We start from the raw sequence: 22,130 nt of genomic DNA, 5'->3' as shown, positions 1-22,130 counted from the left end.
CAGACGAAATGAAAAAGTTCGCAAATTTAAGACACGTATTGAAGGACAAATACCATGCTCAACAAACAAACATTGATCAGTATAGAAGATGCCTTGCCAGGTAGAGATCAACCAATGCAGATTGACGATCATCATTTTGTAAATAAATCTAACCTAAAGGCGCCTCTGGCGTCACACCAACAGCAGATTTTGCTCGGAATGGGCTGTTTTTGGGGCGCTGAGCGCGTATTTTGGCAACTCGACGGCGTTGTATCTACTTCGGTCGGTTACGCTGGGGGGTACACACCCAATCCCACCTATGAAGAGGTCTGTACAGGTAAAACGGGTCATACAGAAGTCGTACGAGTCGTTTTCGATGAACGCGTCATCTCATTAGAAAAGCTACTGGCTGTTTTTTGGGAAAAACACGACCCAACTCAGGGAATGCGTCAAGGTAACGACTTAGGTACTCAATATCGTTCAGCAATTTACACTTATTCGACGGAGCAGCTCGAGAGCGCAGAGAAATCGAAACTCTTGTATCAACAAGCACTGCAAGAAGAGCAACGCGCGAACATCACCACCGAAATACAACCAGCAGGTCCGTATTACTTTGCGGAAACCTACCACCAGCAATATTTGGCGAAAAACCCTGATGGTTACTGTGGCATCGGAGGAACGGGAGTTTGCTTCCCACCAAGCCTCCAAGGATAAACCTAACCAGCAACAAAAAGAGCGACCGATATGGTCGCTCTTTTCTAAATCTAAGTGGGTACCAAGCTAACTAAGCCGATAATGATGCTATCACTTGGTTGACTTCTTTAAAGATGGTGAGCCTTTTATGATCGTTGACGTCAGGTAGTAACACTTTGCCATTGTCGAACTGAAAACAGCCAACCCCAACAATAAAAAATTGACCTTTGAACAACGTTTTAACAAAACGGGCCACTTGTAATGGTCGATATACAGCAAACTCACGTAGCATAACTCACCTCAATTCCTTTGAGAAAACACGGATTGCTTATTTTTCCTCTGCAATCTTAATGCGCAATTTGCGACGGAACTCATTTTAGCAAATTCTAAATATAACGCAAGATTACACCACTCCATACGTTAAATAAATGTTATCAACGGTCCTACAAATTTCTAGGATCTGGATATATACTGGAAGCTTCCAAACCTCGTACGGAATATAACAATATGAAAACTAAGACTCTCCTACCTCTATTACTGGCCTTAACGCCAAGCTTGACCTTTGCACACAACTTGTCAGTGGGAAAAAGCGTTCCTCCTGTCAATGTTGCCGCTTACGGCGAGATTGTTTTACAAGGCGAAGGCGTTGCATACCAACCCTGGGCAACTCAACATATGCAAGGCAAAGTTCGTGTCATTCAAGCCATTGCAGGCCGTAGCAGTTCAAAAGAGATGAATGCCCCTTTAATGTCAGCAATAACAGCGGCAAATTTTCCACAAGAAAGCTACCAGACGACGACTATCATCAACCAAGATGATGCAATTTGGGGGACAGGCTCTTTCGTGAAGTCTTCAGCTCAAGACAGTAAAAAAGAGTTTCCTTGGTCATCCATGGTTCTTGATGAAAATGGCGTAGTTGCTAATACTTGGGACCTGAAAGAAGAAAGTTCGGCCATTATTGTTCAAGACAAAACGGGCAAAATTCTGTTCGTCAAAGAGGGCGCACTTGAGCAAGATGAGATAACAAAAGTCATTGAGCTTATTAAACAGAACATCTAGCTTCATTGAATGGCTCCTTGCTCTTGTTGTAAGGAGCTATATGAATTTGATTAGAAGCATGGGCAGTGATAACTCTGCTCTTTATAAGTGCGACACTTCCATCAGAGAGTATTACCAATATTTTTCGGCACGTATGTGTGGAGTTAAATTTTTCTGCTAGCCAACAAAAGAGTGAACTTTTATTCATTATGGGTGTTATATTATAACAGTCGGTAAGAGGAGCTCAGATGTACCACCACCAGCAAAAAACACTAAGATATTGGTATCGCACTGCTTTATTTTTCAGTGTTGCGTTGCTGATCGCTTGGAACTTTGCGGTTGTACTTCATCAAGTCGATCTGACGCCCGACCATCATACCCATCATCATTGCCAATTATTTTCTGGTGTTCAGCACGGTATAGCAAAGGTACAACCTACCCTCTCTACACCGACTTTTACGCGCGCCCAGCATCATCATGTTTTTTTGCATCTCGTGTACGGCGAAGAAGTTCTTGGCGCTGCTCGTGCCCCTCCTTATTTTGCTTAATTTCCAAACTATTCCACACTCAAAATTATTGAGTTCATTTCCGCACCTAGTGTGTCAGGGAACAATAACTTAGTGAAACTCGAATCTGAGCAATACCGCCTTTGGTTAATGCCAGTAAAATTAGGAAAAATACAATGTCATCAAAACACGTTTTAGCCCTTGCTATTGGCCTCACTTTATCGACAGCAGCGAATGCAAACGAATACCGCCAGCATGGTGCTCATGTGCATGGTCACGTCGAGTTTAATATCGCCCAAGATGGCAAAGATCTGTTAGTAGAGATTACAGCTCCTGGAGCTGATGTTGTGGGTTTCGAACATGCTCCAGAAAACGCGCAACAAGAGCAAGCGCTTAAACAAGCCGTCGCTACACTCGAAGACAGCAACGCATTGTTCGCTATTAACTCACAAGCTGATTGTAATATTGAAGAAGCTTACGTGAGCCACAACCTAAGCGAAACTCATGAGGAACATGATCATAGTGAGCACGACCATGATGACCATGCACATCACGATCATGAAGGGCACGAACACCATGATCATAATGAACATCATGATAAACATGACCACCATGACGATCATGATGAGGCGCACGATCATGGCGGTCACGGTGAATTTTCGGTGCAATATCGCTTCAGTTGCGAACAAGTTAATCAGCTTAGCCAAATCCAAACCGATTGGTTTAACCAATTCCCAACTACAGAGTCCATCAGCGTCAATATATTCACTGATACCATGCAATCAGCAATTAAATTAAGCAAAGATAACACCCAAATCGTAATCAAATAACACGAGTGGCGTGTGAGTACCCACTTACACGCCACAGCTTTGGTGATTTAATATGACTGAAACCACACCAAATGTTGTCGAGCTAGAGGATGCCCAATTTTTCTGGCCCGGTTCAACCAACCCAACCATCCACATCCCCAAATTACACATTACACAAGGCGAGCATGTGTTTATCAAAGGTCCAAGTGGCTGCGGTAAATCGACCTTGCTCGCTTTGTTGACGGGGATTAACACATTAACTTCAGGCTCTCTATCTGTACTCGATACTGACCTTGCTAGTTTAAGTGCCAGTCAGAGAGACCGCTTTCGCGCCAATCATATTGGCTACATCTTTCAACAGTTCAATTTATTGCCGTACCTTAACGTACTTGAAAACGTACTACTGCCTTGCCAATTCAGTCAAACACGACGTGGCCGCGCTCATTCAAGAGTGCCATCTCAAACGTTAGAAGAGCAAGCTCAAGCTCTGCTTGAAAGACTCCACCTACCCAGCGAGCTTCATGCGCGTCCTGTATCGGAGCTGAGCATTGGCCAACAACAACGTGTTGCGGCTGCACGAGCACTCATTGGGTATCCGGGGTTAGTGATTGCTGACGAGCCAACCTCCGCTTTAGACCATGATAACCGTAAAGCGTTTATTGAACTCCTGATGGAGCAAACGAATCAAGCCAACGCTACGCTGATCTTCGTCAGTCACGATCCAACGCTTGAGCCCTTATTTGACCGCACACTTAACCTACCAGATATTAACCAAGCATCTGACCTAGGAGCCGCATCATGAGCGCTGTTGCAAAGCTCGCGTGGAAGAGCTTAATCAATCGTAAGGCGACGGCAATATTAACCATCATGACAGTCGCGATTTCTGTCGTACTCCTTTTAGGAGTAGAGCGCATTCGTACTCAGGCAAAAGATAGCTTCGCCAATACAATTTCAGGCACCGACCTCATCATTGGTGGCCGTTCTGGACAAGTGAACTTGCTGCTCTACTCTGTATTTCGCATTGGCAATGCCACCAACAACATTGACTGGAAGAGCTACCAAGAGTTTGCCAATCATCGAGCAGTAGATTGGGCGATTCCAATCTCACTTGGCGACTCGCACAAAGGGTTCCGAGTCATGGGAACCAACCACAGCTATTTTGAACACTATAAATTCGGAAGTAAGCAATCACTAACATTTTCAGAAGGCCGAGAATTCAATGGCTTATTTGAAACCGTGCTCGGTTCTGATGTCGCAAAACAGCTGGGGTATCACGTCGGTAGTGAAATCATCATTGCCCACGGCATTAGTGATGTAGGCTTTAGCCGACATGACAACCTGCCATTCAAAGTTGTCGGGATTCTTGCGCCCACAGGCACGCCAGTCGACAAAACCGTTCATGTCTCGCTAGAAGCTATCGAAGCGATTCACGTCGGATGGGAAAGCGGTGCACGTTTAGGCCCAACACCCAAAGCACAAGATCTCAAAAACAGAGACTTTCAGCCCAAGCAAATTACCGCGATGCTGGTCGGTTTGAAATCTCGTATTCAGACTTTCGCCCTACAAAGGCAAATCAACACTTATCCCAAAGAACCGCTTAGCGCGATTATGCCCGGGGTTGCGTTGCATGAATTGTGGGGAATGATGTCTGTTGCCGAGCAAGCCTTAATGGCAGTGTCTGGCTTTGTGGTGATTGCAGGATTACTCGGCATGCTAAGCAGCTTATTAACCAGCTTACAGGAGCGCCGCCGTGAAATGGCGATTTTGCGCGCTATGGGGGCAAGACCTCGTCATGTTTTCTCATTATTGATCAGCGAAGCCAGTCTACTTACTGCCGCCGGAATTGTGACTGGAGTGGCAGGGCTGTATGCCATTCTCGCCATCGTGCAACCCATCATTCAACAGCATTATGGAATACATCTGACTTTAAGCCTCTTATCGCCCTATGAATGGATGCTATTAGGTTTCGTACAATGCGCTGGAATTGTAATTGGTTTCATCCCGGCTTTTCGCGCCTACCGACAGTCACTAAGTGACGGAATGACAATAAGGATTTAATAAAATGTGGAGAAAAATACTCGCAAGTTGCTTGCTGATCGTCTCATTTATAGCACCAGTACTCGCAAGCGAGGAGCCATTAACGCTCGACTGGATTGATCTAGTACCTGAGAAAGAACGCAAACTGTTCGACAGCGTGGGCATGCCAGCTTCTGATCACAGTGGCGGCGCAGCGCAACAGTCTAAAATTGGTAACGTTCGACCAGAGCTAAATGGAAGCCAAGTTAAAATCCCGGGCTTTGTCATCCCGCTTGAAGGTGACGCGAATACCGTCACCGAGTTTTTGTTGGTGCCATACTTTGGAGCTTGTATCCACGTACCACCACCGCCACCAAACCAAATCATTTACGTGAAGTTTCCCAAAGGCGCACCCGTTCAAGAACTGTGGGATGTCATATATGTGATTGGAGAGTTGAAAACCGAGACGATAAGCCACGAGCTGGCTGAAACGGCTTACGTTATTGAGGGATCGAAAATAGAAGCCTACGACGATATGTAGTTTAAGTCGTTGACATGCATCGGTACACCTAAGGCGTCACATCGGCGCCTTTTTTAGTTCTGTGTTACACGATATAACGAGACAAATACGCTAATACGCCAACATAAATAACCAAAAGAAACGCTATCGACAGGTGCTTTTTGAGTTTACCTGCTTCTGAGAACTTCATTGTCCCTCCAAAATAACGATAACAATTTTAACAACTCATTATCATTTTGGATAGCCCTATTCGTTCAAAAACTGAGAACTCCTATCTGGTCGCCTGGTTAGATAAGGTGTAAATTTAAACAAGCGAACAGCGCAGTTCTTGGTAGGAAAATTAATGGCAGAACCGACAAAGCAACCTGTTGTCATCGAACATCAGTCAAACGCACAAAAAAATACGCAACAAGAAAAGAAGCAGGGCTACATCAAAGACAGTGCCAGCAAGGTAAAAACCATTGCCCAAATACACGGTCTTGATGCCTTACTACAAACCGATCCACCAGCCAAATCCGCGCTTGAAAGAGCCCAACTGCGTGAACAGAGACGCCAAGAACAGCGACAAAAAAACCTAGAGCAGATTCTAAAGCTAGCACACAGTTCATGCCGAGATGAAACTGCCGGAGAGCCCGACCAAGACTGGTTGTATCGTTTTTTTGAAATGGCTCAAGACATCCATAACAACGCGATGCAAAAGTTATGGGCTCAAGTGATGAAGCGTGAAGTGACAAACCCAGGCTCGACGTCTATGAAAGCGCTCAAAATCCTCAAAGATATGTCACCAAAAGAAGCGCAAACTCTGCAAAGAGCCGCCTCTCTGGCGTGCAGTTTTGGAGGGGATCACAGTCGCAAGCTGTTAATTGGTTATAAAGCGCAAGGAGGAATATTTAGCTTCGGCAAACGAGACATCGCCAACAGCTTAAACATGGGAAGTTTTCAGTTGCCCTATTCAAGTTTGTTGCTGTTGATTGAACTAGGGTTACTGCATAGTACCGAGCTTGAATCTGGCGAAATTGGTATCGAGACGCCATTGATCCTCACCTACCAAGGTAAAAACTTGTCGCTGAACGTGAACAGCAAAGGCGTCCGTCTTTTATATTACCGCTTCACGCCAACAGGCAATGAACTCTGTACCTTGCTCGGTAACAAACCACATGCCGACTACTACGACCAAATGCTTGCGCTTTTAAATCATAGATTTAGTGTCCATAGTGACGCTAAAAGTACGGTTCATCATACCGTGTAGGCAGTTTGAGAAGCATTTGACCACCCATGATCCAAATGCTTCTTAAGCCGATCAAAGAGCTTGAGGTCACCAATGATCCAAATGCTTATTTATCGGATCACTGCACGCGACTTAAGCGCTTCCAAGCACAAGTCCACCAGCTCATCGACGCTTTTTTCGCCCGCTGGTAAATCGACTTCCGGATTCTTCGGTGCTTGATATTCAGAATCAATACCAGTGAAGTTAGGAATTTCTCCCGCACGTGCTTTGCGGTACAAACCTTTAGGATCGCGACCTTCGCAGACTTCTAGAGATGCATTGACGAACACTTCGATAAACTCACCTTCTGGCAATAAGTCGCGCACTAGCTGTCGCTCTGCACGATGCGGTGAAATGAACGCCGACAACACAATTAAGCCTGCATCCGCCATCAGTTTAGCCAGTTCACCAATACGACGAATGTTCTCGCGACGATCCTGCTCAGAAAAGCCCAAATCACTACACAGGCCATGTCGCACATTGTCACCATCCAATAAATAAGTGTGGTAACCCAATGCTGCAAGGCGATTTTCCAACGCCCCCGCTACGGTTGATTTACCCGCTCCAGATAAGCCGGTAAACCACAATACGGCAGGTTTTTGCTTCTTTAATTCAGCACGAAACTGTTTATCAACCGAATGCTGGTGCCAAACAATGTTTTCATCTTTTACCGTCGTTTCGGCAGTCATAACGTATCCTTGTAAATATCGGAATTAAAACGGGAAGAAGACCGGAATCAAAGTAAGTACTAATACAGAGTACACAATCGAAATCGGCACACCAATTCTCACATAGTCGGTCAATTTATAATTTCCTACGCTGTACACCAGCAAGTTGGTTTGATAACCGTAGGGAGAAATAAAGCTCGCACTGGCGCCAAACAAGACCGCCATAATGAATGGCATCGGATCAACGCCATAACCCACCGCCATGCTATAGCCAATAGGAAAAGAAAGCGCAGCCGCGGCATTATTCGTCACCAGTTCAGTAAGAACTAATGTCATGATGTAAGTTGCGACCAAGGCTCCAAACACGCCCCAGCCATTGAACGCTTCAATAAACATCGCTCCCATTCTCTCTGACAAGCCGGAAGAGATCATCAATTGAGCGATGGACAAAGCAGAGCCGACAATCACAACGATATCAATTGGGAAACGGCGGCGCAGTTCTGAAATCTGTACAATGCCAAACGCGATAAGTGCGATAAGATACGCGGCAAGGCCTTTAATAATCGGTACTAGTTCTAATAGCGCACACCCAATTACGGCAGCAAAGCCCAGTAGCACGATGGAGGATTTATTTGTATCAAGCCGAGCGCTAGAGTCCAAATCATGCACTAAAACAAACTCTTTACGATGAGCTCGACGCTCCGATTCAAAACGCTTCCCCGGAACCAGAACTAACGTGTCACCTGGCGCTAAGGTAATGCTACCCAAACCGCCCTCTAGGCGCTCATGGCCACGACGAATAGCCACAACAACGGCATCAAAGCGGTCACGGAATCGGCTCTCTTTAAGTGTTTTATAGCAAAACGTCGCGGATGAGCTCACCACAACTTCAATAAAATTTTGCCCATTCAAGTGCTGCTGACCAAAAAGCTTGAGGCCCGGAATTTCTTGCAGGGTCGCGACGCTCTCAACATCACCACAAAACAACAAACGGTCTTTCGCATTGAGTACGAAATCCGGTCCTACAGAGGAAACCGTCACGCCATCTCGTACAACCTCCGCAAGAAACAGTTTGCGCAGCGCACGTAAATTATTCTCGCTGACCGTGCGCCCAACTAACGGTGAACCAGGCTCTACGCGAGACTCAAGAAAGTACGGTAAATCTTCTTGGCTTTGATCATCGTAGTTCGGCAGTAAGTAACTGAGCGGGATAAGAATCAGCATTCCTCCCACCAACACCGCCAAGCCAATCATCGTGGGTGTAAAAAAGTTCAGGCTCGGCAAACCGGCATCTTCTACAAAGCTGTTGATGATTAAGTTGGTCGACGTACCTATCAAAGTTAATGTGCCACCAAAAATGGCGGCGTAAGACAAGGGAATAAGTAATTTCGAAGGTGCATGCTGCTGATTACGCTTAATCGCCCCAATCAATGAGACAACCACAGCGGTATTATTCGTAAATGAAGAGAGCAAGGCTGTCGATACACCGAGCTTAGCAATCACGCTGCCTAACTGGCCCTCAGAGATACTTCGGCTCACCCAACTGATCAGCAGTGTTTTTTCTAGAGCACAGGATGCAAGAATCAATAGAACCAGGGTTAACAATGAAGAGTTGGTAAAATTGGATGCGATAGTGGCTGAATCCATCATCCCAGACATGAATGCAATAAAAGCGGCACCCGCAAAGACATAACTAGGCTTAATTTTCGTGACAAGCAAGCAAGTGATAATGCCAAGCAAAATCGCTAACACAAACCCTTGTTCCCACATAGCCTTTCCTTACCAAATAGCCCTAAAGGGCACAACAACGACTCATTTATCCATGAATCACCGACAAACGAGCAAACAGACAAAAATCAGCGCAAGCGAAAAGAACATCAGAATGCTCGGTTTCTTGGGCTCCACCGAAGCATTCTGGTATTAGGAGAATACCTAACGACATTTCGCAATTCAGTTAGGTAGCGACACCCCAAGTACAACAGCAAACAGTGCCTGAAATTATCGTACTTGGGTGAGCCAGTTACTTTTTCAGAAACTGGCTGACGTCTTTTGCTTCCCAGTGTGGGAAGTGTTTACGGACAAGCGCATTAAGCTCAACTTCAAACGCAGAGATGTCCGTCAAATCGCGCTCAACCACGGCGAGGCTCTCTTTAACCATGCCAGCACCAACCGTCACGTTTGTCAGACGATCGATAATGATAAAGCCACCGGTATCTGCACAGTCTTGATAATTGTCCAGCGCGACTGACTCATTAAGAGACCATTCACACAAACCAATACCATTCAATGGCAGCTCTGCCGAGCTATGAGTCGAGAGATTATTAATGTCATATTGATGACGAATCGCTTCAACATGACCTACGGTTTTCTTACCTGCGATTTTGATGTCATAGTCACGACCCGGTTGCAGGGGTTGCTCTGTCATCCACACCACATCGGCAAGCAAATGGTTTGTGGTTTCCACTTGAGCATTATCTAGAACAATCAAATCGCCACGGCTAATATCGATCTCATCGCTTAGCGTCAGAGTGACAGCTAATCCGGCACGAGCTTCTTCGATATCACCATCAAAGGTCACAATACGTGCCACAGTTGACGTTTTACCCGATGGCAATGCTTTAATGGCATCACCGACTTTGATCGAACCAGAAGAAATGGTCCCCGCAAAACCACGGAAATCGAGGTTAGGACGATTAACGTATTGCACAGGGAAGCGGAATTCACCCGCGCCTTTTTCTTGATCCACATCGACCGTTTCAAGAAGCTCAAGCAATGATGGGCCTTTAAACCAAGTCAGGTTTTGGCCTTTATCCACCACATTGTCCCCTTCAAGCGCTGAGATCGGGATGATTTGAATATCAATATCCCCTGTCAGATTCTCAGAGAACTTCAGATACTCATCGCGGATCTCTTCAAAGCGCTCTTGGGAGTAATCCACTAAGTCCATCTTGTTGATCGCCACAACAAAGTGCTTCAAACCCAACAGGTTGGAAATGAAAGAGTGACGACGAGTTTGATCGAGAATGCCCTTACGTGCATCAACCAGAATCACAGCTAAGTCACATGTCGATGCGCCTGTAGCCATGTTACGTGTGTACTGCTCGTGTCCAGGAGTATCTGCAATGATGAATTTACGTTTCTGCGTCGAGAAATAGCGGTAAGCCACATCAATCGTGATCCCCTGCTCACGCTCAGCTTGTAAGCCATCGACCAACAACGCAAGGTCAGGTTTTTCACCCGTGGTGCCCACACGTTGGCTGTCTGAGTGCACTGCCGCTAGCTGATCTTCATAAATTTGTTTTGAGTCATGGAGTAAGCGACCGATTAATGTACTTTTACCGTCATCCACCGAGCCACAAGTCAAGAATCTAAGTAACGACTTGTACTGGTGTTGTGTTAAATAGCCTTCGATACCAAGCTCGGCTAATTGAGCTTCAACTGCACTGTTCATTATCTTTCCTTAGATCCTTTAGAAGTAACCTTGACGTTTCTTAAGCTCCATCGATCCTGACTGATCGTGGTCGATCGCTCGGCCTTGGCGCTCACTCGACGTTGCCACCAGCATCTCTTCAATAATGCCAGTTAAAGTGTTTGCTTCAGACTCGATGGCCCCGGTCAATGGATAACAACCAAGGGTACGGAAGCGCACACTCTTCTCTTCAATCACTTCACCCGGTTGAAGCTCCATACGATCATCATCAACCATGATCAGCATGCCATCGCGTTCAACAACTGGACGTTTGTCCGCGAGGTAAAGCGGCACGATCTCGATGTTTTCTAAATAGATGTATTGCCAGATATCAAGCTCAGTCCAGTTAGACAGCGGGAATACACGAATGCTCTCACCCTTATTAACCTGACCGTTGTACGTCTTCCATAGCTCAGGACGTTGGTTTTTAGGGTCCCATGTATGGTTCTTATCGCGGAATGAATACACGCGCTCTTTCGCCCGTGATTTCTCTTCGTCGCGGCGCGCGCCACCAAAGGCCGCATCAAAACCGTACTTGTTCAGCGCTTGTTTTAAGCCTTGAGTCTTCATGATGTCAGTGTGCTTAGAAGAACCATGAACAAACGGACTACAGCCCATGGCTAGACCTTCTGGATTCTTATGTACCAAAAGCTCAAAACCGTATTTGGCCGCGGTGCGATCACGAAATTCAATCATCTCGCGGAACTTCCAATCGGTGTCGACATGCAGCAATGGAAATGGAATCTTACCTGGGTAAAAAGCTTTACGCGCAAGGTGCAGCATCACTGATGAGTCTTTACCAATCGAATACATCATGACTGGGTTATCAAACTCAGCCGCAACTTCACGGATGATGTGGATACTCTCCGCTTCGAGTTGTTTAAGGTGAGTTAAACGTTGTTGGTCCATGTTTTGTATTTCCTTTTTAAGCTTGAAGGCGCATTACGTCTCTAATCTTTGGTCTGAAATTATATGGAGTTGGCAATAGCACTTTTGTTGAATTCAGTACTAGACAAAAACCAGTCTAACTTTTGAGACAGTCGCACTACCTCTCCGACAACAATCAAAGATGGCGACTGTGCTTCCTTCGATAAATCAGAGAGTTGGGAGAGTTCTCCCGTAAATACTTTTTGTTGAATCTGCGTGCCACGCTCAATAATGGCAATCGGAGTCGACGCTGAACGACCATGCTTAATGAGTTGATTCTGAATATAGTGTGATTTCATCAGCCCCATGTAGATCACTAAAGTCTGATTCCCACGCGCCAACGTGGACCAATCCATCTCATCACTTTCTTCTTTCAAGTGGCCAGTCACAAAGATGGCCGATTGCGCATAATCACGATGAGTCAGTGGAATACCAGCATAAGCGGTTGCGCCAGCTGCTGCGGTAATGCCAGGGACAACTTGAAAACGAACGCCGGCATCAGCAAGCACTTCTAACTCTTCACCACCACGACCGAATACAAACGGATCCCCACCTTTAATGCGCACTACTTTGTAGCCCTGCTTGGCAAAATCCACCAAAAGCTGATTCGTCTTCTCCTGCGGCACACTGTGATGCCCAGCTCGCTTCCCAACGCACACCAAAATCGTATCGCTTGGAATCAATGCCATGATTTCTTCAGACACCAAGTAGTCGTACAAAACCACATCAGCTTGCTGCAAGCAGTTCAGTGCTTTCACCGTCAGAAGTTCAGGATCGCCTGGTCCTGCACCGACTAAGGCGACTTCACCAGGCTGTAGCGATTGCTTTGCAAAACGAGTAACACCAGCGACTGGGTTGTCAGAAACTAACCGGGGCTTTGGTTTAGGAAAAGAAGTGACTGAATCGTTCGTTGCCATGTGCTTGCTCATCGTCCATTGATATCGTTATGCAAGCATTATGGCGGGGCGTTTATATTACCTGAAATTCTAAAATTTCATTTTTTATTCAAAAATCTGCTAAGAAGTTTTTGTTTGGTCTCATTCAAAAGCGTGAAAAAGTCGGCGGTTAATATGAATAAGGTTCAGTAAACTGATTAATGTTCACAGTTTTCTGTATCTTTATCATCGAGTTGCACCTGTGTTTGATACATTACGCAGTACGATTTCCCCTTATCATTGAATTGGAGCACCAAATGAAAGTGGCAGTTCATCCTATTTCCCTCGCAGTTTTAAGTGGCATGCTAACGCTTGCTGGCCCAGCAATGGCCGATACCATCAAGCTTCGTATTATCGAAACCACCGACATTCACACCAACGTGATGGATTACGATTACTACAAAGACCAACCATCACAGCAAATCGGTTTAAGTCGCGCAGCGACAATAGTGAAACAAGCTAAGTCCGAGGCAGAAAACACGGTACTAGTAGATAACGGTGATTTAATTCAGGGCAGCCCAATGGGCGATTACATGGCAGCAAAGGGGATTAATCCCGGCGACGTGCACCCAGTCTACAAAGCGATGAACCAGCTAGACTACGATGTGGGCAACATTGGCAATCATGAGTTCAACTATGGCTTAGATTTTCTACAAAAGACGTTGAAGGGGGCAAACTTCCCTTACATCAACGCAAACGTATTTGATAAACAAACCGGTGAGCACTACTTCAAACCTTATCTAATTAAAACGCACACGTTCAAAGACACTGATGGTCAAAGCCACGAAATCAAAGTGGGTTACATCGGCTTCGTCCCGCCACAAATCATGGTATGGGATAAGAAGAATCTAGAAGGAAAAGTCTTCGCTGAAGACATCACTGAGACAGCGAAAAAGCTGGTTCCTCAGATGAAGAAAGAAGGCGCAGACGTTATTGTGGCGATTCCACACTCAGGCATTTCTACTGATCCATACAAACTAGGCGCTGAAAACTCTGTTTACTACCTCACAGAAGTTGAAGGTATTGATGCGATTGCTTTTGGCCACTCTCACGCAGTCTTCCCAGGGAAAGACTTCGCAAACCTACCTGGTGTCGATATAGATAAAGGGACCATCAATGGTGTAACGTCCGTGATGCCGGGCCGCTGGGGAAGTCACGTAGGTGTGATGGATTTGATGCTAAAAGAGAAAGACGGCAGATGGCAAGTCGTCGAAGGCCAAGCAGAAGCACGCCCTATCTTCGATAAAGTAAATAAGAAGTCATTAGCTAAAGCCGATGCAGATATTGTGAAAGCGTTAGAAGAAGATCACAAAGGCACTCGTGAATTTGTAAACCAACCAATCGGCAAAGCAAATGATGTCATGTACAGCTTCTTGGCATTAGTGCAGGACGACCCCACCATTCAAATCGTTAACCTTGCTCAGAAAGACTACGTAGAACGCTTTATTCAAGGCGACCCAGACCTTTCTGACATTCCAGTACTGAGTGCGGCAGCACCATTTAAAGTCGGCGGTCGTAAGAACGATCCGAATAACTTTACAGAAGTCGAATCCGGTCAGCTCACCTTCCGTAATGCGGCCGATCTTTACTTATATCCAAACACCTTGGTTGCGATGAAAGTGAAAGGTAAAGAAGTTCGCGAATGGCTAGAGTGCAGTGCGGGTCAATTCAACCACATCGACATCAACAATCCTAAACCGCAATCTTTGATTGATTGGGATAATTTCCGTACGTACAACTTCGATGTTATTGATGGGGTTAACTACCAAATCGACGTTACCCAACCGCCGAAGTACGATGCGGATTGTAAAGTGATTAATCCAGATTCTCAGCGCATTGTGAATCTGACGTTCAATGGTAAGCCTGTCAATCCGAAGCAAGATTTCATCATCGCAACCAATAACTACCGTGCTTATAGCAATACTTTCCCTGGTACAGGCCCAGATTTCATTGCATTTGACGCACCAGATGAAAACCGCTCTGTCGTCGCCACTTATATTTCTCGCGTGAGTGAAGAAAAAGGAGAAGTGACACCAAGCGCTGACAACAACTGGTCTTTCGCACCGATTAAGTCCGATAACAAGCTAGATATTCGTTTCGAAACCTCCCCTAGCGATAAAGCGGCGCAGTTCATCAAAGAGAAAGGACAATACCCAATGAAACGCGTGTCAACAGACGACATTGGTTTCGCAATTTATCAAATCGATCTGAATAAATAAGGTTGATTTGACAGCAACACTAAGCGGCTCTCATGAGCCGCTTTTTTGTTATCAATAAAACCCGTTAAAATAAAGAAAACCGTTTCCGAGTTATCACATGCACATCGATCTTTTTTCAGACTTAGTCAATCATGGCTTTTTAGAGACAGAAGCAAACCAACTTATTGAAAATGGTGAGTTGCTCGAACTGCCTACACGCCACATTCTTAATCACCAAGGGGAGTTGAGCTCACACCTTTACTTCATCATTGAGGGGTTATGCCACGCAAGCTATCTCACGGAGCACGGCAAAGAATTCAGTAAAGAATTTTATTGGGAGAAGGACTGGGTTATCGGGTTTGAGAGCATAATAAAGGACCAACCTTCGCCTTACTTATTGGAAACGCTGAGCGCTTGTCAGCTATTTTGCTTGCCAATTGAAACGTTGCATCACTGGCGAGCAGAAAAGCACGCCATTTACTTAAAGCTACTCGAAAACCAACTGGTTAATAAAGAGAATAAAGAACGCTTTATGTTGCTCTACTCTCCAGAGGAACGATATCAATTATTTTGCGCTCATTACCCAGATTTAAAGCAACGTATTACCGATAGTCAAATTGCGGCCTACCTGGGCATTACGCCAATCAGTTTGAGTCGAATCAAAGCACGCTTAACCAAAGATCACACTCTCAAATAAACTCAAAAAAGAAAAAAGCTCTTCAAACGAAGAGCTTTTTCTCTGCTATTTGAGCTATTTAAGAATTCGCGCCCGGAACTGGCGCCCTTTCATCTTGCCGTTACTAATGGTTTGTAGAGCCTTTTTAGCCACAGACTTTTCGACGGCAACATAAGCGCGCACAGGGAATAGGTGAATCTTTCCGACTTGAGAGCCTGGAATACCATTTTTTCCTGTCAAACAACCTAAAATATCACCCGGTCGTACTTTCTGTTTCTTACCGCCATCAATGTTAATCGTCACCATTTTCGCTTGGTATGGCTGCTGATTTGATTTGACAGGCAATGTTGCTGGTACCACGTCCATCTCTAGGTATTCTTCAATACGAGCTACACGTAAACCGTCTTTCTCACCAAAAAAGCTAAACGCTAAACCTTTACTACCCGCACGACCTGTACGACCAATACGGTGCACATGAACCTCAGGATCGCGTGATAGCTCAAAGTTAAAGACAGCATCAAGATTATCAACGTCTAAGCCACGCGCCGCAACGTCTGTTGCAACAAGGATAGACACACTCTTGTTAGCAAACTGCACCAATGCTTGGTCGCGTTCACGCTGCTCTAAGTCCCCATGGATATCGATAACGCTGAATCCTTTGTGATGCAACTCATCTGCGACACTTTGCACTTCTTTTTTGGTATTACAAAAAACCACCGCGGACTCTGGCTGGTGAGTCAGCAGCAAATTCGCCAACGCTTCATCACGTGCTTCCGAGCCTTCAACTTTATAGAAGTACTGCGCAATGCTTGAGGTATCATGCGTCGATTCCACCTTAATCACTTCCGGTGTCTGCATTATACGCTGCGCAATTTGCTCAATTTTCTCTGGAAAAGTAGCACTGAAAAGTAGAGTTTGGCGCTGCTTTGGCGCTGCATCGATGATTGCATCTAATGCGTCTTGGAAACCCATGTCCAACATGCGATCAGCTTCATCTAGCACCAAGGTATTCAGTTCGCTAAGATCAATTCGGCCTTTCTCAAGGTGATCCAAAATACGACCAGGAGTACCAACTAGGATATGCGCACCATGCTCTAACGAACCAATTTGTGGCCCCATTGGCATCCCACCGCAGAGAGTAAGCACTTTAATATTATGAATGCCGCGACCTAAAGTACGAATTTCCTTCGCTACTTGATCTGCAAGCTCACGTGTTGGACACAATACTAATGACTGGACACGAAAGCGTTTGACGTTGAGGTTCGATAAAACCCCTAAACCAAATACAGCGGTTTTACCTGAGCCCGTTTTACCCTGCCCGATGACATCACGATGTTTTAGGATTGCAGGCAAGCTCAAAGCTTGAATTGGCGTCATGTGGGTATAGTTCAGGGAATCAAGTGTGGCGAGTAACGCTGGGTTCAGCCCAACTTGATCGAATGTTTGTTTGCTCACGGGGATATCCTCAGGTGAGATGGAAAGAGGGCACATTATCACCAGATTTGGTGGGAAAACCAGTGCTAATTAACCTTTGTTAATGAGTATGAGCTCAAAACAAAGTAAAGTCAGTCACTCTATTCTCATTACGGATAACAACATGCTCACTTGGATTACTTTGCCCTTTGCTCAGCTAACAACCACACAGCTGTATGAAATGATGAAATTGCGTGTGGATGTATTCGTTGTTGAACAAACCTGCCCTTACCCTGAACTTGATGGTAAGGACACACTGGAAGGCGTTTATCATCTAATAGGCTATCACGGTGATGAACTGGTTGCTTGCGCACGATTACTGCCCGCAGGCACCTCGTATGACAATGTGAGTATTGGTCGAGTGGTGACAAAGCAGACCGCGCGAGGCGGTGGCTTAGGCCATAAGTTATTGGACAAGGCCTTGGCACAATGCGAAACATTATGGCCAGGACAGACAATAGATATAGGTGCTCAAGAACACCTCATCCAGTTTTATGCAAGTCATGGATTCAAGGTTATCTCAGAGTGCTATCTTGAAGATGGTATCCCTCATGTGGATATGCGGAAAGAATCCGTAGCGCTATAAGCTTCAATTCGATTGGTTACTATGAAAACTAATCGCTATGAAAAACCGACTAAAAAGACGCGATATTCGCGTCTTTTCATTTGAAGCGTTTACTTGTTACGCCCAAAGGACCCATCCGATAAACGGAAAAACATAACGGACCGCCCGCTTTTTTCCAGCTGTAGCATATCTAACTCGCCTTCGTCACTAAGCTTAAAGCGAATCAACTGTCCCTGCTTTATTTGGCTTAGCGGCTTATCACTGCCTTCTATTTTGACTAGAGCGCTAAGATCCGCCATAGAGAGCTGATTACTTCTGAAAACCTGCGCTAATGTATCACCATTTTTAACCGTGTACTCTTTCCAGTCTTCAGATTTCGGTCCAGAGTTCTGAGAGGTTCTCTGCTGGCTTAAACTCTGCGCGTTCAGCTCAATCGCTACGCGTTGATGATCGACCTCAGTCTGCTCAACTGGCTGGTCTGTTTTATTCGGCAAAGGAATAACAAGGAGTACCAGAATCAATGGCACTAAGACCATCAAAGCACGCTGATGAAATTTAGGCAGGCGCAACCAAAACTGCTTAACAGGCTGTATACGCTCCAACCATTGCTCTTTGTTGAACGGCTGCTTCCAGTCGATAGCAGCGAATTTTTGTTTAACCAACTCGACATAGTCGACTTGCTGCTTTTTCTTTCTGCGACGATTCATTGTAATGAGTCCCTTAATACTTCTACGGCCAGTATAAAAATACCGACGCGGAGAGTATATGTTTTTCACCAAACTAAAATGGAATTGGGATTAAATTAGCAGAAATTTCACTTGGAGTAAGAGATAAGTCACAACCTGGCCGCCTCAATTAAGCATTCAGTCGCAATCATTTAAACCTAAGCTCGAAACTGATATCCTGTTACCTTTATCACTCCTAATAAGAGCGACATTCATGTCTGAAATTAAATTTGAAACTGCAGAACAAAAAGCAAGCTACGGCATTGGTCTGCAAATGGGTCAGCAACTTGCAGGCTCTGGTCTTGAAGGTCTTAGCGTTGATGCTATCGCAGCGGGTATTGCAACAGCACTAACTGGTGACATGCCATCAATCGAAATTGATGAAATCAACAAAGCACTACAAGAACTTCACACTCGTGCAGAAACAGCTCGCCAAGAAGCAGCAAAAATTGCGGCAGCAGAAGGCGAAGCGTTCCTAAAAGACAACGCTCTACGACCTGAAGTTAACGTTCTAGACTCTGGTCTTCAGTACGAAATCATTTCTGAAGGTACTGGTGCAGTTCCTACAGCAGAAAGCTCAGTTCGCGTTCACTACCACGGTGAGCTAACTGACGGTACTGTATTCGATAGCTCTGTATCTCGCGGTCAACCTGCTGAATTCCCTGTTACAGGTGTGATCAAAGGTTGGGTAGAGGCACTACAACTAATGCCTGTTGGCTCTAAGTGGAAGCTATACGTACCACAAGATCTTGCGTACGGTGAGCGTGGCGCTGGTGCGGCTATCCCTCCATTTGCAGCTTTAGTTTTCGAAGTAGAACTATTAGATATTATCTAATTGAAACCATTTTCAATTATGATTAAATAAAACGGCGCACTAGCGCCGTTTTTTTGTCTAAACTGAATAGACTTTCTCACCTCTGAACCTTTCACTCTGATAGCCTTTAAAAATAAAATCACTTTTAAAAAACGCTCAACCTTTGGAGGTACTATGCGTAAAACACTCCTAACTCTAGCACTCCTATCAATCAACATTGGTAGTGCGCACGCATTCTTAGATTCAGTCACTCAAAAAAGTAAAGAAAGTGGTCTGATGGACATGGTCGGCAGCAGCTTGAACACCGAGTCATCTCCATTAACAGACATGCTAACTAGCCAATTACCAGTATCCACTGAGCAAGCAGCCGGAGGCAGTGGTGCGCTACTCGCTTTGGCTCAAAGCCAGCTTTCGCAAGAAAATAGTAGTGAATTACAGTCTTTGATTCCTGGACTTTCAAACTTGCAAGGAGCACAAAGCTTACTAGGAAATATTGAGAATATCAGTGCAGTAAAAAGTGCATTCGATACGTTAGGTTTAGACCCATCTATGATCAGTCAGTTTGCTCCAGTAATCTTGGATTACTTGAACAAGCAAGGCGCTAGCGAAGGGCTTCTAAGTTCGTTGGGCGGGTTGTGGAATACTAGTAAATAAGCGTAAGTGATAATCACTTTTTAAATTGCCAGTCTGCATGGGTTGAAATAAATGCAGGCTGGATATAAAGGTTTACAGAATTACAGATACAAAAAAGCCGAGCTAATGCTCGGCTTTCTCGTTCTTACGAACTGATTACTCAGCAGCTTCTTCAGCAGCTGGGCGATCTACAAGCTCAATGTAAGCCATTGGAGCTTTATCACCAGCACGGAAGCCAGCTTTTAGGATACGAGTGTAACCGCCCTGACGAGCAGCAAAACGTGGACCTAGTTCGTTAAATAGTTTTGCAACTACTTCGTTGTCACGAGTACGTGCAAATGCTAGACGACGGTTAGCAACACTGTCAGTCTTAGCTAGTGTAATCAAAGGCTCAACTACGCGACGTAGCTCTTTTGCTTTTGGCAAAGTAGTCTTGATAACTTCATGACGTACTAGAGAGCTAGCCATGTTGCTGAACATCGCTTTGCGATGTGAGCTGTTGCGGTTGAGTTGACGACCACTCTTACGATGGCGCATGACCTAATCCTTCTAACTAGTATCGATTAATCTTCAGCGATTGATGCAGGTGGCCAGTTTTCTAGGCGCATGCCCAGAGACAGACCACGTGACGCAAGTACGTCTTTAATCTCAGTAAGAGATTTTTTACCAAGGTTAGGCGTTTTAAGTAGCTCAACCTCAGTACGTTGTACTAGATCACCGATGTAGTGAATCGCTTCTGCTTTCAGACAGTTAGCAGAGCGAACTGTTAGTTCAAGATCGTCTACAGGACGCAGTAGGATCGGATCGAATTCTGGCTTCTCTTCCTTCTCCTCAGGAACTCGTACATCACGAAGATCTACGAATGCATCCAATTGTTCAGCTAGGATTGTAGCTGCACGACGGATTGCTTCCTCAGGTTCTAGAGTACCGTTTGTTTCCATATCGATAACAAGCTTGTCTAGATCAGTACGCTGTTCTACACGAGCTGCTTCTACAGCGTAGGCAATTTTGTCTACTGGGCTGTAAGTAGCATCTACTAGTAGGCGACCGATAGGACGCTCGTCTTCTTCGTTATGGATACGCGCAGAAGCTGGAACATAACCACGACCACGTTCAACTTTGATACGCATTGCGATCTCAGCGTTGTCATCCGTCAGGTGACAAATTACGTGTTCAGGGTTAGCGATCTCTACATCACCATCATGGGTGATGTCACCTGCAACCACAGGGCCCGAGCCTGATTTGTTCAAAGTAATGAACACTTCATCTTTGCCTTCGGCAACGCGCACAGCCAAACCTTTAAGGTTTAGAAGAATTTCAAGAATATCTTCTTGAACGCCTTCTTTCGTGCTGTACTCATGAAGTACGCCTTCAATTTCTACTTCTGTTACAGCACAACCTGGCATAGAAGATAGAAGGATGCGGCGAAGTGCATTACCCAGAGTATGACCAAAGCCACGCTCTAATGGCTCAAGAGTTACTTTTGCGTGAGTCGAGCTGATTTGTTCGATGTCAACTAGACGTGGCTTAAGAAATTCTGTTACAGAACCCTGCATTGTGTCCTCTCTTTAGTTTAAACCTTACTTAGAGTAAAGCTCGACGATCAATTGTTCGTTGATGTCAGCTGATAGATCAGAACGCTCAGGCATACGCTTGAATGTACCTTCCATCTTGCCACCATCTACTTCAATCCAAGTTGGTTTTTCACGTTGTTCAGCAACTTCTAGAGCTGCTTTGATACGAGCTTGCTGTTTAGCTTTCTCGCGAATAGAAACAACGTCATTAGCCGCTACTTTGAAAGAAGGAACGTTTACAACTTTACCGTTTACTAGGATAGCTTTGTGGCTAACTAGCTGACGTGCTTCTGCGCGAGTTGCGCCAAAGCCCATGCGGTAAACTACGTTATCAAGACGACCTTCAAGAAGCTGAAGTAGGTTTTCACCAGTGTTGCCTTTTAGGCGAGCAGCTTCTTTGTAGTAGTTACGGAATTGTTTTTCTAGAACGCCGTACATACGACGTACTTTTTGCTTCTCACGAAGCTGAACGCCATACTCAGATAGACGACCGCGACGAGCGCCGTGTACACCTGGTGCGTTATCAATTTTACACTTGGTATCGATCGCGCGAACACCAGACTTAAGGAATAAGTCAGTGCCTTCACGACGGCTAAGCTTCAGCTTAGGACCCAAATATCTTGCCATGATTCTTCTCCAATTGTC

General features: G+C 45.3%; 24 protein-coding genes. 13 read left to right on the top strand and 11 right to left on the bottom strand.

The annotated features are described in order from the left end of the window. Positions 1-54: 54 nt before the first annotated feature. Entirely contained in the window at positions 55-693 is a 639-nt protein-coding gene (gene msrA, locus R7190_RS11220) for a peptide-methionine (S)-S-oxide reductase MsrA (protein ID WP_005379620.1), read from the top strand. Positions 694-763: 70 nt separating this feature from the next. Here the strand turns inward: msrA and R7190_RS11215 are convergent, their stop codons facing one another. After that, the gene (locus R7190_RS11215; RefSeq protein WP_005379612.1) at positions 764-964 is read right to left on the bottom strand and encodes a DUF1107 domain-containing protein; all 201 of its coding nucleotides are present in this window, start codon (positions 962-964) and stop codon (positions 764-766) included. A 215-nt stretch (positions 965-1,179) separates the two neighbouring features. Between R7190_RS11215 and R7190_RS11210 the strand changes: the two genes are divergently transcribed. The 7 genes from R7190_RS11210 (at position 1,180) to R7190_RS11180 (ending at position 6,810) form a co-directional block, all read left to right on the top strand. Further along, entirely contained in the window at positions 1,180-1,731 is a 552-nt protein-coding gene (locus R7190_RS11210; protein WP_005379610.1) for a YtfJ family protein, read from the top strand. Positions 1,732-1,958: 227 nt separating this feature from the next. Further along, positions 1,959-2,258: a DUF2607 family protein gene (locus R7190_RS11205; protein WP_005379608.1), complete on the top strand. Its 300-nt coding sequence runs from the start codon at positions 1,959-1,961 to the stop codon at positions 2,256-2,258. 134 nt (positions 2,259-2,392) lie between these two features. Then, complete coding sequence (zrgA, locus tag R7190_RS11200; RefSeq protein ID WP_064368955.1) at positions 2,393-3,046, top strand: zinc uptake protein ZrgA; 654 nt, start codon at positions 2,393-2,395, stop codon at positions 3,044-3,046. A gap of 52 nt (positions 3,047-3,098) precedes the next feature. Continuing rightward, on the top strand, positions 3,099-3,827 hold the full coding sequence (locus tag R7190_RS11195) for an ABC transporter ATP-binding protein (protein WP_318137547.1): 729 nt from the start codon (positions 3,099-3,101) through the stop codon (positions 3,825-3,827). After that, positions 3,824-5,083, top strand: coding sequence for an ABC transporter permease (locus R7190_RS11190; RefSeq protein WP_047009029.1), 1,260 nt, complete (start codon positions 3,824-3,826; stop codon positions 5,081-5,083). The genes R7190_RS11195 and R7190_RS11190 overlap by 4 nt, the downstream gene beginning before the upstream one ends. A 4-nt stretch (positions 5,084-5,087) precedes the next feature. Then, positions 5,088-5,582, top strand: a complete 495-nt coding sequence (locus tag R7190_RS11185; protein WP_206946795.1) for a DUF3299 domain-containing protein — start codon at positions 5,088-5,090, stop codon at positions 5,580-5,582. Positions 5,583-5,904: 322 nt separating this feature from the next. Next, a complete protein-coding gene (locus R7190_RS11180; RefSeq protein ID WP_206946797.1) occupies positions 5,905-6,810 on the top strand; it encodes a TIGR03899 family protein in 906 nt (301 codons plus the stop codon). A gap of 89 nt (positions 6,811-6,899) precedes the next feature. Here the strand turns inward: R7190_RS11180 and cysC are convergent, their stop codons facing one another. The 5 genes from cysC to cobA form a co-directional block, all read right to left on the bottom strand. Next, entirely contained in the window at positions 6,900-7,517 is a 618-nt protein-coding gene (gene cysC / locus R7190_RS11175) for an adenylyl-sulfate kinase (RefSeq protein ID WP_005392350.1), read from the bottom strand. Positions 7,518-7,541: 24 nt separating this feature from the next. Next, the gene (locus tag R7190_RS11170) at positions 7,542-9,266 is read right to left on the bottom strand and encodes an SLC13 family permease (RefSeq protein ID WP_206946799.1); all 1,725 of its coding nucleotides are present in this window, start codon (positions 9,264-9,266) and stop codon (positions 7,542-7,544) included. Between the two features lie 250 nt (positions 9,267-9,516). Further along, positions 9,517-10,947, bottom strand: coding sequence for a sulfate adenylyltransferase subunit CysN (gene cysN, locus R7190_RS11165; RefSeq protein ID WP_017633444.1), 1,431 nt, complete (start codon positions 10,945-10,947; stop codon positions 9,517-9,519). 18 nt (positions 10,948-10,965) lie between these two features. Beyond that, positions 10,966-11,874, bottom strand: coding sequence for a sulfate adenylyltransferase subunit CysD (cysD, locus tag R7190_RS11160; RefSeq protein ID WP_005379592.1), 909 nt, complete (start codon positions 11,872-11,874; stop codon positions 10,966-10,968). A gap of 59 nt (positions 11,875-11,933) precedes the next feature. Beyond that, a complete protein-coding gene (cobA, locus tag R7190_RS11155; protein ID WP_031780800.1) occupies positions 11,934-12,809 on the bottom strand; it encodes a uroporphyrinogen-III C-methyltransferase in 876 nt (291 codons plus the stop codon). A gap of 275 nt (positions 12,810-13,084) precedes the next feature. Between cobA and cpdB the strand changes: the two genes are divergently transcribed. Further along, positions 13,085-15,046, top strand: coding sequence for a 2',3'-cyclic-nucleotide 2'-phosphodiesterase (gene cpdB, locus R7190_RS11150; protein WP_186584490.1), 1,962 nt, complete (start codon positions 13,085-13,087; stop codon positions 15,044-15,046). A gap of 97 nt (positions 15,047-15,143) precedes the next feature. Then, positions 15,144-15,722 (top strand): Crp/Fnr family transcriptional regulator, encoded by a 579-nt coding sequence (locus R7190_RS11145; protein WP_005379584.1) that lies wholly within the window; start codon positions 15,144-15,146, stop codon positions 15,720-15,722. Between the two features lie 54 nt (positions 15,723-15,776). On the opposite strand, the gene dbpA is transcribed toward R7190_RS11145, so the two are convergent. Next, complete coding sequence (gene dbpA / locus R7190_RS11140; RefSeq protein ID WP_186584492.1) at positions 15,777-17,156, bottom strand: ATP-dependent RNA helicase DbpA; 1,380 nt, start codon at positions 17,154-17,156, stop codon at positions 15,777-15,779. 142 nt (positions 17,157-17,298) lie between these two features. On the opposite strand from dbpA, the gene R7190_RS11135 reads away from it, so the two are divergent. Further along, on the top strand, positions 17,299-17,760 hold the full coding sequence (locus R7190_RS11135) for a GNAT family N-acetyltransferase (RefSeq protein WP_033906124.1): 462 nt from the start codon (positions 17,299-17,301) through the stop codon (positions 17,758-17,760). A gap of 89 nt (positions 17,761-17,849) precedes the next feature. Here R7190_RS11135 and R7190_RS11130 read toward each other — a convergent pair whose 3' ends face one another. After that, on the bottom strand, positions 17,850-18,446 hold the full coding sequence (locus R7190_RS11130; protein ID WP_033906006.1) for a LysM-like peptidoglycan-binding domain-containing protein: 597 nt from the start codon (positions 18,444-18,446) through the stop codon (positions 17,850-17,852). Positions 18,447-18,678: 232 nt separating this feature from the next. On the opposite strand from R7190_RS11130, the gene R7190_RS11125 reads away from it, so the two are divergent. Both R7190_RS11125 and R7190_RS11120 read left to right on the top strand, forming a co-directional pair. Continuing rightward, complete coding sequence (locus tag R7190_RS11125) at positions 18,679-19,299, top strand: FKBP-type peptidyl-prolyl cis-trans isomerase (RefSeq protein ID WP_005383137.1); 621 nt, start codon at positions 18,679-18,681, stop codon at positions 19,297-19,299. A 153-nt stretch (positions 19,300-19,452) separates the two neighbouring features. Then, positions 19,453-19,932, top strand: coding sequence for a DUF2780 domain-containing protein (locus tag R7190_RS11120; RefSeq protein ID WP_017820297.1), 480 nt, complete (start codon positions 19,453-19,455; stop codon positions 19,930-19,932). A gap of 135 nt (positions 19,933-20,067) precedes the next feature. Here R7190_RS11120 and rplQ read toward each other — a convergent pair whose 3' ends face one another. From rplQ to rpsD, 3 genes are read right to left on the bottom strand one after another with little or no spacing between them, the layout of a single operon-like run. Continuing rightward, positions 20,068-20,448 carry a 50S ribosomal protein L17 gene (gene rplQ / locus R7190_RS11115; protein WP_005383141.1) on the bottom strand — a complete coding sequence of 127 codons (381 nt, stop codon included), beginning with the start codon at positions 20,446-20,448 and terminating at the stop codon, positions 20,068-20,070. Between the two features lie 26 nt (positions 20,449-20,474). Next, a complete protein-coding gene (locus R7190_RS11110; RefSeq protein ID WP_005383143.1) occupies positions 20,475-21,467 on the bottom strand; it encodes a DNA-directed RNA polymerase subunit alpha in 993 nt (330 codons plus the stop codon). 24 nt (positions 21,468-21,491) lie between these two features. After that, a complete protein-coding gene (rpsD, locus tag R7190_RS11105; RefSeq protein WP_005383146.1) occupies positions 21,492-22,112 on the bottom strand; it encodes a 30S ribosomal protein S4 in 621 nt (206 codons plus the stop codon). Positions 22,113-22,130: the final 18 nt, after the last annotated feature.

It is taken from the genome of Vibrio sp. 1078-1 (assembly GCF_033340475.1).
Note: the sequence above shows the minus strand (reverse complement) of the source record. Positions and strands in the feature narration are given on the sequence as shown.

Excerpts from the sequence above, each read along its gene's own strand:
- msrA (WP_005379620.1), top strand. The coding sequence starts at position 55 with ATGCTCAACAAACAAACATTGATCAGTATAGAAGATGCCTTGCCAGGT.
- R7190_RS11215 (WP_005379612.1), bottom strand. The coding sequence starts at position 964 with ATGCTACGTGAGTTTGCTGTATATCGACCATTACAAGTGGCCCGTTTT.
- R7190_RS11210 (WP_005379610.1), top strand. The coding sequence starts at position 1,180 with ATGAAAACTAAGACTCTCCTACCTCTATTACTGGCCTTAACGCCAAGC.
- R7190_RS11205 (WP_005379608.1), top strand. The coding sequence starts at position 1,959 with ATGTACCACCACCAGCAAAAAACACTAAGATATTGGTATCGCACTGCT.
- zrgA (WP_064368955.1), top strand. The coding sequence starts at position 2,393 with ATGTCATCAAAACACGTTTTAGCCCTTGCTATTGGCCTCACTTTATCG.
- R7190_RS11195 (WP_318137547.1), top strand. The coding sequence starts at position 3,099 with ATGACTGAAACCACACCAAATGTTGTCGAGCTAGAGGATGCCCAATTT.
- R7190_RS11190 (WP_047009029.1), top strand. The coding sequence starts at position 3,824 with ATGAGCGCTGTTGCAAAGCTCGCGTGGAAGAGCTTAATCAATCGTAAG.
- R7190_RS11185 (WP_206946795.1), top strand. The coding sequence starts at position 5,088 with ATGTGGAGAAAAATACTCGCAAGTTGCTTGCTGATCGTCTCATTTATA.
- R7190_RS11180 (WP_206946797.1), top strand. The coding sequence starts at position 5,905 with ATGGCAGAACCGACAAAGCAACCTGTTGTCATCGAACATCAGTCAAAC.
- cysC (WP_005392350.1), bottom strand. The coding sequence starts at position 7,517 with ATGACTGCCGAAACGACGGTAAAAGATGAAAACATTGTTTGGCACCAG.
- R7190_RS11170 (WP_206946799.1), bottom strand. The coding sequence starts at position 9,266 with ATGTGGGAACAAGGGTTTGTGTTAGCGATTTTGCTTGGCATTATCACT.
- cysN (WP_017633444.1), bottom strand. The coding sequence starts at position 10,947 with ATGAACAGTGCAGTTGAAGCTCAATTAGCCGAGCTTGGTATCGAAGGC.
- cysD (WP_005379592.1), bottom strand. The coding sequence starts at position 11,874 with ATGGACCAACAACGTTTAACTCACCTTAAACAACTCGAAGCGGAGAGT.
- cobA (WP_031780800.1), bottom strand. The coding sequence starts at position 12,809 with ATGGCAACGAACGATTCAGTCACTTCTTTTCCTAAACCAAAGCCCCGG.
- cpdB (WP_186584490.1), top strand. The coding sequence starts at position 13,085 with ATGAAAGTGGCAGTTCATCCTATTTCCCTCGCAGTTTTAAGTGGCATG.
- R7190_RS11145 (WP_005379584.1), top strand. The coding sequence starts at position 15,144 with ATGCACATCGATCTTTTTTCAGACTTAGTCAATCATGGCTTTTTAGAG.
- R7190_RS11135 (WP_033906124.1), top strand. The coding sequence starts at position 17,299 with ATGCTCACTTGGATTACTTTGCCCTTTGCTCAGCTAACAACCACACAG.
- R7190_RS11130 (WP_033906006.1), bottom strand. The coding sequence starts at position 18,446 with ATGAATCGTCGCAGAAAGAAAAAGCAGCAAGTCGACTATGTCGAGTTG.
- R7190_RS11125 (WP_005383137.1), top strand. The coding sequence starts at position 18,679 with ATGTCTGAAATTAAATTTGAAACTGCAGAACAAAAAGCAAGCTACGGC.
- R7190_RS11120 (WP_017820297.1), top strand. The coding sequence starts at position 19,453 with ATGCGTAAAACACTCCTAACTCTAGCACTCCTATCAATCAACATTGGT.
- rplQ (WP_005383141.1), bottom strand. The coding sequence starts at position 20,448 with ATGCGCCATCGTAAGAGTGGTCGTCAACTCAACCGCAACAGCTCACAT.
- R7190_RS11110 (WP_005383143.1), bottom strand. The coding sequence starts at position 21,467 with ATGCAGGGTTCTGTAACAGAATTTCTTAAGCCACGTCTAGTTGACATC.
- rpsD (WP_005383146.1), bottom strand. The coding sequence starts at position 22,112 with ATGGCAAGATATTTGGGTCCTAAGCTGAAGCTTAGCCGTCGTGAAGGC.